General features: G+C 61.8%; 13 protein-coding genes. 8 read left to right on the top strand and 5 right to left on the bottom strand.

All coding sequences use genetic code 11. The features are described 5' to 3' along the window. Positions 1 to 177 precede the first annotated feature (177 nt). Positions 178 to 1,086 (top strand): LysR family transcriptional regulator, encoded by a 909-nt coding sequence (locus EOA23_RS25985; protein ID WP_127306251.1) that lies wholly within the window; start codon positions 178 to 180, stop codon positions 1,084 to 1,086. 224 nt (positions 1,087 to 1,310) lie between these two features. After that, on the top strand, positions 1,311 to 2,339 hold the full coding sequence (locus EOA23_RS25990; protein ID WP_126061098.1) for an acyltransferase: 1,029 nt from the start codon (positions 1,311 to 1,313) through the stop codon (positions 2,337 to 2,339). A gap of 42 nt (positions 2,340 to 2,381) precedes the next feature. Here EOA23_RS25990 and rpsI read toward each other — a convergent pair whose 3' ends face one another. The 4 genes from rpsI to EOA23_RS26010 form a co-directional block, all read right to left on the bottom strand. Continuing rightward, a complete protein-coding gene (gene rpsI / locus EOA23_RS25995) occupies positions 2,382 to 2,852 on the bottom strand; it encodes a 30S ribosomal protein S9 (protein WP_040999876.1) in 471 nt (156 codons plus the stop codon). Further along, positions 2,852 to 3,316 (bottom strand): 50S ribosomal protein L13, encoded by a 465-nt coding sequence (rplM, locus tag EOA23_RS26000; RefSeq protein ID WP_127306252.1) that lies wholly within the window; start codon positions 3,314 to 3,316, stop codon positions 2,852 to 2,854. Before rplM ends, rpsI begins: the two co-directional genes overlap by 1 nt. A 267-nt stretch (positions 3,317 to 3,583) precedes the next feature. Then, positions 3,584 to 4,195, bottom strand: coding sequence for a LysE family translocator (locus tag EOA23_RS26005; protein WP_245474352.1), 612 nt, complete (start codon positions 4,193 to 4,195; stop codon positions 3,584 to 3,586). Between the two features lie 80 nt (positions 4,196 to 4,275). Then, on the bottom strand, positions 4,276 to 4,740 hold the full coding sequence (locus tag EOA23_RS26010) for a PaaI family thioesterase (protein ID WP_126061096.1): 465 nt from the start codon (positions 4,738 to 4,740) through the stop codon (positions 4,276 to 4,278). Positions 4,741 to 4,892: 152 nt separating this feature from the next. On the opposite strand from EOA23_RS26010, the gene EOA23_RS26015 reads away from it, so the two are divergent. The 6 genes from EOA23_RS26015 (at position 4,893) to EOA23_RS26040 (ending at position 9,613) form a co-directional block, all read left to right on the top strand. After that, complete coding sequence (locus tag EOA23_RS26015) at positions 4,893 to 5,714, top strand: enoyl-CoA hydratase (protein ID WP_127306254.1); 822 nt, start codon at positions 4,893 to 4,895, stop codon at positions 5,712 to 5,714. 44 nt (positions 5,715 to 5,758) lie between these two features. Further along, positions 5,759 to 6,541, top strand: a complete 783-nt coding sequence (locus EOA23_RS26020; protein ID WP_127306255.1) for an AAA family ATPase — start codon at positions 5,759 to 5,761, stop codon at positions 6,539 to 6,541. A 10-nt stretch (positions 6,542 to 6,551) separates the two neighbouring features. Beyond that, complete coding sequence (locus EOA23_RS26025; RefSeq protein ID WP_127306260.1) at positions 6,552 to 7,307, top strand: GNAT family N-acetyltransferase; 756 nt, start codon at positions 6,552 to 6,554, stop codon at positions 7,305 to 7,307. Then, complete coding sequence (locus EOA23_RS26030; protein WP_127306256.1) at positions 7,304 to 7,825, top strand: CoA-binding protein; 522 nt, start codon at positions 7,304 to 7,306, stop codon at positions 7,823 to 7,825. The genes EOA23_RS26025 and EOA23_RS26030 overlap by 4 nt, the downstream gene beginning before the upstream one ends. Positions 7,826 to 7,986: 161 nt before the next feature. Continuing rightward, positions 7,987 to 9,267 (top strand): O-acetylhomoserine aminocarboxypropyltransferase, encoded by a 1,281-nt coding sequence (locus tag EOA23_RS26035; RefSeq protein WP_127306257.1) that lies wholly within the window; start codon positions 7,987 to 7,989, stop codon positions 9,265 to 9,267. Position 9,268: 1 nt separating this feature from the next. Continuing rightward, positions 9,269 to 9,613 (top strand): cupin domain-containing protein, encoded by a 345-nt coding sequence (locus EOA23_RS26040; RefSeq protein ID WP_127306258.1) that lies wholly within the window; start codon positions 9,269 to 9,271, stop codon positions 9,611 to 9,613. Positions 9,614 to 9,978: 365 nt separating this feature from the next. Here the strand turns inward: EOA23_RS26040 and EOA23_RS26045 are convergent, their stop codons facing one another. Next, the gene (locus EOA23_RS26045) at positions 9,979 to 11,217 is read right to left on the bottom strand and encodes a cytochrome P450 (RefSeq protein WP_127306259.1); all 1,239 of its coding nucleotides are present in this window, start codon (positions 11,215 to 11,217) and stop codon (positions 9,979 to 9,981) included. Between the last annotated feature and the right edge of the window lie 24 nt (positions 11,218 to 11,241).

The raw sequence follows: 11,241 nt of genomic DNA on the forward strand, positions 1-11,241 counted from the left end.
CGAGCTGCATGGCGCCGTAGCCGAGGCGGCGGACCGCACGGTCGCCGAGTTTATAGGTGCCGGATTTGTTTACGCTGGACATCGTGGTTCTCCTTCGCTGTCGACGACGGAGATAGAGCATGGCCGCTGTCCCGATAACCGGATATAACCGAAACAACTTGTACGGATTGCAGAACAATGGCTGATCTCAACGATCTTCAGGCGTTCATGGCCGTGGCGCGTGCCGGCGGCTTTCGCGAAGGCGCCCGCGCAACCGCGGGCAGCGCCTCTGCGCTCAGCGAAGCCATCCGCCGTCTGGAAACCCAGCTTGGCGTACGGCTCTTCTACCGCACCACACGCAGCGTCGCTTTGACCGAGGCTGGCGCCGGCCTGCTGGCGCGGCTCGGCCCCGCTTTGGGTGAGGTGGAAGCCGCGCTCGATGTGGTGAACGGCTTTCGTGATCGGCCTGCCGGAACCTTGCGGCTCAACGTGCCGATAAGCGCCTCGCGGCTGGTGTTGCCAAGGATCGTTCCGGGATTTCTGGCGGCCTATCCTGCCATTCGCCTGGAGGTGATCGCCGAGGAGAACTTCATCGATCTGCTGGTGGCTGGCTGCGATGCCGGCATCCGCTATGACGAGCGGTTGGAGCAGGACATGATCGCCGTGCCGATCGGACCGCGCACGCAGCGCTTCACCACCTCCGCCGCGCCGGCCTATCTTGACCGGCACGGCCGACCGCAGCACCCGCGCGACCTGCTTGGCCATGCCTGCATACGTGGCCGCTTCCCGAGCGGGGTCATGACGCCCTGGGAGTTCGAGCGGGACGGTGAGGTGGTGCGGGTCGATACCACGGGACCATTGCTCGTCAGCATCGGCGGAGGCGTCGATCTCGCCATTGACGCGGCCATCGCCGGCGTCGGCATTCTCTGGCTCTTCGAAGACTGGGTACGCCCGCATTTCGAGAGCGGCGTGCTGGAGCCCGTGCTGGAGCCGTGGTGGCAAAACTTTTCGGGGCCGTTTCTCTACTATCCCGGGCGCCGCTTGGTGCCGGCGCCGCTGCGTGCCTTCATCGACTACATCAAGACGCCGGCCGGGCACTGGCAGTAGCTGGCGCGAACGCGGCAATTATCCGTAATGAGCATGGTCCTTCTCCCATCGGTGAAGGGGGCGCACCCTGTCGGCAGTCTTCACAACTGAATAGAGTCGGGCGGTAGGTGCGATAGAGTCGATCGCGATGACCACGCATTTTTGGCCGCGGCGCGGAGAAGCCGGCTCGAGACTGAAACCCCGCCTGTCTTCAGCCGTGGGAGAATAGCGTGCACCGGCGATACGTGACGCTGGACCTGCTTCGTGGCATCGCGGCTATCGGCGTCATGCTTTTTCACAACTGCGTTGGTGTCGTTCAAAGCGGCTATTTGGCCGTCGATCTCTTCTTCGTTCTCAGCGGCTTCGTGATCGCCCTTTCCTACGAGGACAAATTGAGAGGCGGACTGGCCCAATCGTCCTTCTTCCTTGCGCGGTTCATCCGCCTCTGGCCGATGATTGTAGTCGGCAGCGTGCTGGGACTTTTGGCCGGATTGGCCCACTATGTTGCGCATCCCGGTGATCTATGGACGTTGGGGGCTCAGTTCTCGGCTTCCCTGATTCTGTTCCCGAAATTGGCCATAGCCGAGGGAGACGAACTGTTCCCTCTCAATACGGTCTTCTGGTCGCTGTTCTTCGAGATTGTCGTCAATGTGATTTACGCCGCATGGCTATATAGCCGGCGAGCGCAGGGCTTGTTGGTTGCAGTGGTCATCGTGTCCGCAATCTGCATCTTGCTCCAACCGGAGATAAGGATGCTGATGTTGTTCACCCGCGCGCTCCTTGGCTTCTTCCTGGGCGTGCTCATGTACCGTATGTCGAACAAGCTGCAATTGACGGCGGTTCGGTTCGGCTGGCTTTTTTGCGCTGCCGCCGTTGTTCTCATTCTCGTCATGCCCACGTCGATCAGGCCGCCCGGGATGCTCGTCTTGCTGATAGACGCGGCATTCTGCGCGATCATTCTCGTGGCCGCTGCCAGCGACAAGACGATGCCTGCCATCACGGTAGGCTGGTCGCAGTGGCTCGGGGATATCTCCTATCCGCTTTATGCCATCCACCGGCCGCTGTTTTACTTCTGCTCGCTGCTTGTCGTGAGGGCCACGCATGATCTGGCCGCCTACAACCTCGCGGCTCTCGTTGCCTCCGTCGCCATCGTCGCTGCATCAAGCGTCGTGCTGCGCTCGTTCGATCAGCCAGTCCGGCGTTATCTGACAGGGCTGACCCGACCATACCTGAAAGCAAAAGGCCGCCCGGAGGCAGCCTTTCGAGAAGCTTGATCGAGTAGCGCGTAGCGCCTGGATCTTAGCCCCAAGCGCTCTTTAGCGCTTGGAGAACTGGAAGCTGCGACGGGCCTTGGCCTTGCCGTACTTCTTGCGCTCGACCACGCGGCTGTCGCGGGTCAGGAAGCCGCCCTTCTTGAGCACCGAGCGCAGGCCCGGCTCATAGTAGGTCAGCGCCTTGGAGATGCCGTGACGGACCGCACCGGCCTGGCCGGAGAGGCCGCCGCCGATGACGGTGGCGACGATGTCGTACTGGCCGGCGCGGTTGGCCGCTACGATCGGCTGGTTGAGGATCATCTGCAGCACCGGACGCGCGAAATAGGTCGCGAATTCCTTGTCGTTGACAGTGATCTTGCCGGAGCCCGGCTTCACCCAGACGCGCGCGATGGCGTTCTTGCGCTTGCCGGTGGCATAGGCGCGGCCCGACTTGTCGAGCTTCTGGACATGCACGGGCGCGGCCGGCTGCGCGGCGACGGTGCCGAGTTCTGCGAGCGAGGAAAGCTCAGCCATTACGAAGCCCTCTTGTTCTTGGAGTTCAGCTTGGCCACGTCGAGCGTGACGGGCTGCTGGGCGGTGTGCGGATGCTCGGCGCCGGCATAGACGCGAAGATTCTTCATCTGGCGGCGGCCAAGCGGGCCGCGAGGGATCATGCGCTCGACGGCCTTCTCGACGACGCGCTCGGGGAAACGGCCCTCGAGCAGCTGGCGCGCGGTGCGCTCCTTGATGCCGCCGGGATGGCCGGTGTGCCAGTAATAGACCTTGTCGGTGTATTTCTTGCCGGTGAACACCACCTTGTCGGCATTGATGACGATGACGTTGTCGCCATCATCGACATGCGGGGTGAAGGTGGGCTTGTGCTTGCCGCGCAGATGGTTGGCGATGACGGTGGCCAGACGACCGACGACGAGACCTTCGGCGTCGATCAGCACCCACTTCTTCACCACATCCGCAGGCTTCTGCGAAAAGGTAACCATGGTTTTGCTCTCAGGTTGACCCTTCCTGCCTGGGGGCAGGAGAAGGCGTTTCTTGTTGCTTGGATTGACGGAAAGCCGAGCCAGCCGCCAATAACAAAACGGCGGCCGTTGCGGGCCGCTGCTTCGCGAGGGCTTATAGGCGAGGGGGGTATATACGTCAAGAGTCAGTTGCGGGTGATCATCATGAAAAACCGTTTAATTTCAATGGCCAAAGGAAGAGGTATTATTTTACCCCACCCACAGGTTGCTAATCGAAGATCATCTCGCTCAGCGCCGACCACCCACAGTTGTAAGAAGAAGTCGGACGCCGATGGCGATCATTAAAGCTCCTGCCAACCTTTCTTGCCAGACAAGAAAGGAGTTTCGGCGCGCCAGCCAGCCGCCTACCGCGCCGGAGGTCAACGCGACAGCGCCGAGGATGACCAGTCCGGTTATTTTCATGGTCGCGCCGAGAATGATGAACTGCAGCGCCGGCGAACCGCTCCAGGAGTGAACAAATTGCGGCAGCACCGCCAGCATGAAAGCGAGCGTGGTCGGATTGGTGAGATTGCAGATCATCCCTTGCCGGAAGGCAGCCGGGATGCTGTTGGTGTTGGCAAAGGTAGACGCGCCGCCACCCTCGCCCAGTCGGCGCGCCAACAGGAATTTGATCCCGATGGCGATCAGATAGGTGGCGCCGATGATCTGAAGGAAGCTGTAAAGAGTTGGGGAGGATGTGACCAGCGAGGCAAGCCCCATTGCCAGCAATGGGATTTGGACGACGCCGGCCGATACGCAGCCCGCTGCGGTGGCCAAGGCATGGCGCCAGCCTTGCCCGACGCCGCGGCTGATCACCAGCATCATGTCGGGGCCGACACCGGAAAGCTGATAGGCGAGCACGGCGCCGACAAAGGCAAGGTAGGTTGTAACATCGGGCATGCCGCAGAACGAACGTATCGACTGGGAGTTCCGGCAATACGTCAGGCGGGCTTGTCGTTTATTCGCTTCCTCGGGATCGAGTAGGTCCCTGTGGCATGGGCCACAGTGTGCCCATCCGGGCCTGCCACGATGTCGATGTCGAACACCATCAGGCTCTTGCCGAGCTTCAGGATCCGGCAATGGCCGTCGATCGGACCGGCTTCGGCCTTGCGCATGAAATTGATGTCGAGGTTGACGGTCACCGAAAGCGCATCCGGTCCGGCATGGCTGAGCACGCAGACATAACCGCCAATGTCGGCCAGCGTGAACAGCGACGGACCGGACACCGTGCCGCCGGGACGCAGATGCCGTTCGTCGGCGTTGAGCCGAACCATGCAGCCGCCGGGAAACACGTCGATCGCCTCGTAGGAGGTGAAACTGTCGTTGAGCTGCGGATAGACGCTTGCCATCAGCGCATTGACTTCGGCCGCATTGAGCATTGGCTTCAGATCGCTTTGGGCGGGCATGGGCAACGTCCTATATGAGGTGACAAGCTCCGGGCGATAGGCCTGGACCAAACGGTGTGACGGAGAAAACACGCCTCGCGACTGTTCTTCAACCAGCAGCGTGCTAGTTCTGTTGCTCCATGCGCCGCGAGCGCTGACCCGAAAGGTTGGACATGGCTGAAGTTGTTGCCATCAAGCCCGCCGTCGCCGACGGCCCCATTCTTGTCAGCCAGGACAAGGGCATCCTGCGCCTCACGCTCGCCAGCCCGCCAGCCAATGCGCTCTCGCTGGCGACGATGGCAGCGCTGCAGGCCGAACTCGATCGCGTGAAGGCCGACAAATCCGTGCGCGTCATCATCCTGGCGGCGTCGGGAAAAGTGTTCTGCGCCGGTCATGACCTCAAGGAAATGACGGCGCACCGCGCCGAGCCGGACCGCGGCAAAGCCTTCTTCGAAAGAACCTTCGCTGCCTGCGCGAAGTTGATGCAGACCATCGTTCGCCACCCGAAACCGGTCATCGCCGAGGTCGACGGTCTCGCCACCGCCGCTGGTCTGCAACTGGTCGCGAGCTGCGACCTCGCCATCGCCTCGCATGAGGCCACCTTCTGCACGCCTGGCGTCAATATCGGCCTGTTCTGCTCGACGCCCATGGTGGCGCTGTCGCGCAATGTCTCGCGCAAGCAGGCGATGGAAATGCTGCTCACCGGCGAGACGATCGACGCTGCGACCGCCAAGGAATTCGGCCTGATCAACCGCATCGTGCCGCGCGAATATCTCAACCAGGTGGTCAACAAATACGCCCAAACCATTGCTTCCAAGTCATCTTTGGTGGTCAAGACCGGCAAGGAAGCCTTCTACGCCCAGGCCGAAATGGGGCTGGCCGACGCCTATGCCTATACCGGCCGCGTGATGGTGGAAAACATGCTGGCGCGCGACGCCGAGGAAGGCATCGGCGCCTTCATCGGCAAGCGCAAGCCGGAATGGTCCGACGAATAGCCGGGTTGAATGGAGCCGCGCCATTCCATCGCTGAAGGTTCGACGTGGCTGCCCGCAAGCAACTGACACGGCTGAAAGCGCCTTACCTCAAGCGCATCCTGCTTGAGCCCTCGCGGGTTGCCGATTGGGACCAATATCCCTGGAACCTGCCGATTTTTCGCGACCGCGAATTCGAGTTCGAATTCGCCTCGGCCATCACCATCATCGTCGGCGAGAACGGCACCGGCAAATCGACGCTGCTGGAAGCGATCGGAGCATTGGCAGGCTATGACGAGGCGGGCGGCGGCAAGGGGTATCGTCCGGTAGATCATTCCATCGCCATCGACAAAAGTGGCGCGGCGCTTGCGGACACGCTGCGTGGCCATTGGCTGCCGAAGGTCACAGCCGGCTGGTTCTTCCGCGCTGAATCCTTCTACTCGGTCGCGCGCTATCTCGATAAGGTTGCGCTCGAAGATCCGTTCAAGCCACCGCCACCCGACTTCCTGTCCTGGTCGCATGGCGAAGGCTTCATCCGCTTCTTCGAGGAGCGCTGCCGCCGGCAAGGCATCTACATCCTCGACGAGCCCGAAAGCGCGCTGTCGCCGACGCGCCAGATCGAGCTGCTCAAATTGCTTCAACGCATGGAGCAATCCGGCACGGCGCAGGTGATCATGGCGACGCACTCGCCGCTGCTGATGGCCTGTCCGAATGCGCGGCTCTTCCGCATCAGCCGCTTCGGCCTCGACCCGATCGATTTTCAGGACACCGACCATTTTCGCATGATGCGCGACTTCTGCAGCGACCCACAGATGTTTATGGAGGAGGCGCTGCGGGATGACGACGAGTAGTGGCGAGCGCATGACTTTGGACGATCTCAACTGGCGGATGGAAGAGGCGTGCCGCTCGGCCTGGCCATCGGCGCTCGAAACCATTGCCGATGGCTGGGTGCTGCGGCGCTCCGGCGGCCGTATCCGGCGCAGCAATTCTGCCAACCCCTTGCTTGGCAAACGCGGCGCGCCGGAGCGGGTGATCGACGTTGCCGAAGCTTTCTACACCGGCCACGGTCAGGCTCCGCTGTTTCGCATACCCGATATCGCCGCGGAGCTGGAACCCGAGCTTGAGCGTCGCGGCTACAGTTGGGAAGGCGGGACCATCCATCTCCATGCCCGCATCGATGCGCTGGTGGGATGCAGCTATGACGACGTCACGGTTTCCCCGACACCCAGCGAGCGCTGGTTCGAGGCACGCTTCCGTACAGGGGGTTATGATGACGCCGAGCGCGGCATCTTTCGCTATATGACGAGCTTGATCGTGGGCGACAGGGCGTTCGTATCGTGCGAGCGCGATGGCCAAATCGCAGCCTTTGCCTTCGGCGTCATCCGCAGCGGGCTGCTCGTCGTCGAGGCGGTTGAAACCGACGCCCGATTCAGGCAGCAGGGGCTCGGTCGCAGGACGGTCGGCGGGCTGATCGATTGGGCCAGGCGGGCAGGTGCCGGGGCTGGCTGCCTGCAGGTGGTAGCCGACAACACGCCCGCACGCGCGCTTTACGCTTCGCTCGGCTTCAGCCGGGAACTCTATCGCTACCATTACCGCAGGAAGACGACCGCAGCATGAATCACGACACTTACGACAACGCCTACATCGCCGGCATTTTGAACTCGGTGAAGACGATCGCCATGATCGGCGCGTCGCCCAACGACGTGCGGCCGAGCTACTTCGTGCTGAAATATCTATTGGCCAAAGGTTTTTCGGTGTTCCCGATCAACCCCGGCCATGCCGGCAAGGAGATCCTGGGCCGCACTGTCTATGCCAGCCTAGCCGACCTGCCACAGCCGGTCGACATGATCGACATTTTTCGCGCTTCCTCGGCAGTGCCCGGCATCATCGACCAGGTGCTGAAGCTCGACCCGTTGCCCAAGGTCATCTGGACGCAGCTTGGCGTGCGTCATGACGAGGCCGCCGCCCGCGCCGAGGCGGCCGGCATCAAGGTGGTGATGAACCGCTGCCCGAAGATCGAATACGGCAAGCTGTCAGGCGAGATCGGCTGGACCGGCGTCAACTCCGGCGTTCTGTCGTCGAAGAAACCCTTGATGCGCCAGGGGTTTCAGAGCTTCGGCGTGCGCCAGAAGTAGGCGCCCTAGCGGCGCGCGCAAAATTATTCCGGGAAGAAACGGATTTTCTCGGCCGTTCGTCGCAGATCGCGCCCGGAAAGATATTTTCTTCTTTGCATTCCAACCCGGGCTTCGCCAAGAATGCCCGGCGTTTTTTCGAAGATCAGGAGAGGAAGATTTAGATGACCCGTACGCCCGGTTTCAACACCTTGGCCGTTCATGCCGGCGCCAAGCCCGATCCGGCAACCGGCGCCAGGGCCACGCCGATCTATCAGACCACCTCCTTTGTTTTCGACGATGCCGACCATGCCGCCTCGCTGTTTGGGCTGAAGGCCTTCGGCAACATCTACACCCGCATCATGAACCCAACGCAGGCGGTGCTCGAGGAGCGCGTCGCAGCACTTGAAGGCGGCACGGCCGCACTTGCCGTCGCCTCCGGCCACGCCGCGCAGGTAATCGTCTTCCACAACCTGATGCAGCCCGGCGACAATTTCATCGCCGCCAACAAGCTCTATGGCGGTTCGATCAACCAGTTCGGCCACGCCTTCAAGAACTATGGCTGGGAAGTGCGCTGGGCCGACGTCAACGACCTCTCGACCTTCGAGAACCAGATCGACGACAGGACCAAGGCGATCTTCATCGAAAGCCTCGCCAATCCAGGCGGCATTTTCGTCGACATCGAGAAGATCGGCGACATCGCCCGCAAGCATGGCCTGCCGTTGATCGTCGACAACACGCTGGCTTCGCCCTATCTGGTGCGGCCGATCGAACACGGCGCCGACATCGTCGTCCATTCGCTGACCAAGTTCATCGGCGGCCACGGCAATTCGATCGGCGGCGTCATCGTCGACGGCGGCACGTTCGACTGGTCGAAATCGGGCAAATATCCGATGCTGTCGGAGCCGCGCCCCGAATATGGCGGGCTCGTCCTGCACGAGACCTTCGGCAATTTCGCCTTCGCCATCGCCGCGCGCGTGCTTGGCCTGCGCGACCTCGGTCCGGCGATCTCGCCCTTCAACGCCTTCCTGATCCTGACCGGCCTGGAGACGCTGCCGCTCAGGATGCAGCGTCACTGCGACAACGCCGCGAGCGTGGCCGGGTGGCTCTCCAACCATCCCAAGGTCGCCTGGGTGAACTATCCCGGCCTGCCCAGCGACAAGAACAACGCGCTGCAGAAGAAATATTCGCCGCAGGGCGCCGGCGCGGTCTTCACATTCGGCCTCAAGGGCGGCTACGAGGCCGGCGTCAAATTCGTCGAGGCGCTTGAACTGTTCTCGCACCTCGCCAATGTCGGTGACACCAAGTCGCTGGTCATCCATCCTGCTTCGACCACGCACCGCCAGCTTTCCGACGAGCAGAAGGTCAAGGCCGGCGCCGGGCCGGACACGGTCCGGCTGTCGATCGGCATCGAGGACGTCAACGACATCGTCGCCGATCTTGAGCAGGCGCTGAGCAAGGTCTGATATGTCCGCCTTCCTCACGGTCAGTGTCGACGGCGTCGAGCCGGAGGCCGGTGCGCCGGCCCCGGACCGGGTGATCTCGGGCGATCCGAAATTCCGCACCTGGAATGTCGAGGAGCGCGACGGCGGTCTCTATGCCGGCATCTGGGAAGCGACGCCGGGCAAATGGCGCATCTCTTACGACGAATGGGAATTCTGCCACATCCTGTCCGGCGTCTCGGTGATCGCCGAGGACGGTGGCGAGGCGCGCACAGTGCGGGCCGGCGACAGCTTCGTGCTGAGACCGGGCTTCAAGGGCACCTGGGAAGTGCTCGAAACCACCCGCAAGGAGTATGTGATCAAGCTTTAGGCGATCTGGCGAGATTGATTGCAATGGAAGGTGTCTACATAAGAGAAATAGGTATTTTCGTTGTACTGGCTCTCCTCGATGCCTGGTTTATCAAGTTTTTCGCTTCTGTCGGCTACCCGGCTATAAAAACAGGTATCTATCCCGCTAGGGGAAGAGTTTATCTTAGAGATATGCATCCAGTAAGATTTTGGCTTTCGGTGTTGTTCTTTCCAGGGCTTGCCCTCCTTTTCGCGGCTCTTATGCTGCTACAAATATATGTCTGGTTAAGGGGATGAAGGACTAGGTCAGCCGGCGGAGGAATTCCGACCTCATCGTTTGCTGGCTGCGACCACCTTGTATTACAGCTCAAAACGGACATGTTGTCCTCAGTAGCCCACAGCCAGCCTTTCCAGCCCGTGGAAATGATAGGTGTCGCGGAAGCGCGGCTCCTCCGCCAGACGCAGATCCGGCAGCCGGTCGAACAGCGTCTTCAGCGAGACCTGTAACTCAAGCCTGGCCAACGGCGCGCCGATGCAGAAATGGATGCCGGCGCCGAAGGAGACATTCTTCTGGTCCGTACGGCCTGAGTTGAAGATATCCGGCTCGGCGAAGGCCAAGGGATCGTGGTTGGCCATGCCGAGCAGCAGCGCCACCATCTCTCCGGGTTTGACCAAAATGCCCGGCGAAACCTCGATCTCCTCATAGGCGTAGCGCAGGAACATATGCAGCGGAGCGTCGAAGCGCAGGCATTCCTCGACCGTGGCTGCATTCTTCTCCGGCGTTTCAAAGAAGCGGCGTGGATCGCCGCCCTGGGCCAGGATCGCGCGCACCGCATTGCCGGTCTGGTGCACCGTCGCTTCATGGCCGGCATTGAGAAGCAGGATGGCCGAGGAAACCAGCTCGTCCTCCGACAGCCTCTGGCCGTTGTCCCGGGCCTCAATCAGCAGCGACAGCAGATCGTCGCCCGGCTGCTTGCGCCGCTCGGCCACGTAACCGCGCAGAAAGGCAGCAAAATCGCGCGAGGCGCGGTTGGCTGTGTCTTCGGTTTCGCGTGTGCGGCCATGCATGTACATAGCCACCATCTGATGCGACCAGTCGAGCAGTTGCGGCCCCATCTCGACCGGCACGCCGAGCATTTCGGCGATGATGGTGATCGGCAGGGGCGAGGCGTAGGCCGGCAAAAGGTCGAGGCCGTTTGGCTGGAAGCGGTCGACCAACTCGTTGGCCAACGCCTCGATCCGTGGCCTGAGCCGCTCGACCTGGCGCGAGACGAAGGCGCGGTTGACCAGCGTCCGCAGCCGGGTGTGCACCGGCGGCTCGAGTTCCAGCATCGAATTGGCCTCGATGCCGTCGAAGGCCATGAGATGCGAGCGGTCGTCTCCCACGCCGCGGCTGTCTGGAATGCCGGCCGGGTTCTGGCGTCCGAAACGGCGGTCGCGCAAAAGACGGTTGACGTCGTCGAAGCCGCCAAAACACCAGAAGCCGTAGTCTTCCCAGAAGAAGGCGTTGGCAGTGCCATGAAGGAAGGCATAGGCCGCATAGGGATTCTGCACGAAAGCCGGTTCGTGCGGGTCGAGACGCAGGCGGCGGCTCGATGTGTCGAAGTCGAGATAGGCTGGCATCATGGTCGATCTTTAGCGCGCCTTGTC

It is taken from the genome of Mesorhizobium sp. M2A.F.Ca.ET.042.01.1.1 (assembly GCF_003997405.1).
In the GTDB taxonomy this organism is placed as follows: Bacteria; Pseudomonadota; Alphaproteobacteria; order Rhizobiales; family Rhizobiaceae; genus Mesorhizobium.

What these genes read in the sequence shown, in the direction of transcription:
- EOA23_RS25985 (WP_127306251.1), top strand. Translation starts at nt 178, where the DNA reads ATGGCTGATCTCAACGATCTTCAGGCGTTCATGGCCGTGGCGCGTGCC.
- rpsI (WP_040999876.1), bottom strand. Translation starts at nt 2,852, where the DNA reads ATGGCTGAGCTTTCCTCGCTCGCAGAACTCGGCACCGTCGCCGCGCAG.
- rplM (WP_127306252.1), bottom strand. Translation starts at nt 3,316, where the DNA reads ATGGTTACCTTTTCGCAGAAGCCTGCGGATGTGGTGAAGAAGTGGGTG.
- EOA23_RS26010 (WP_126061096.1), bottom strand. Translation starts at nt 4,740, where the DNA reads ATGCCCGCCCAAAGCGATCTGAAGCCAATGCTCAATGCGGCCGAAGTC.
- EOA23_RS26015 (WP_127306254.1), top strand. Translation starts at nt 4,893, where the DNA reads ATGGCTGAAGTTGTTGCCATCAAGCCCGCCGTCGCCGACGGCCCCATT.
- EOA23_RS26025 (WP_127306260.1), top strand. Translation starts at nt 6,552, where the DNA reads ATGACTTTGGACGATCTCAACTGGCGGATGGAAGAGGCGTGCCGCTCG.
- EOA23_RS26030 (WP_127306256.1), top strand. Translation starts at nt 7,304, where the DNA reads ATGAATCACGACACTTACGACAACGCCTACATCGCCGGCATTTTGAAC.
- EOA23_RS26035 (WP_127306257.1), top strand. Translation starts at nt 7,987, where the DNA reads ATGACCCGTACGCCCGGTTTCAACACCTTGGCCGTTCATGCCGGCGCC.
- EOA23_RS26040 (WP_127306258.1), top strand. Translation starts at nt 9,269, where the DNA reads ATGTCCGCCTTCCTCACGGTCAGTGTCGACGGCGTCGAGCCGGAGGCC.
- EOA23_RS26045 (WP_127306259.1), bottom strand. Translation starts at nt 11,217, where the DNA reads ATGATGCCAGCCTATCTCGACTTCGACACATCGAGCCGCCGCCTGCGT.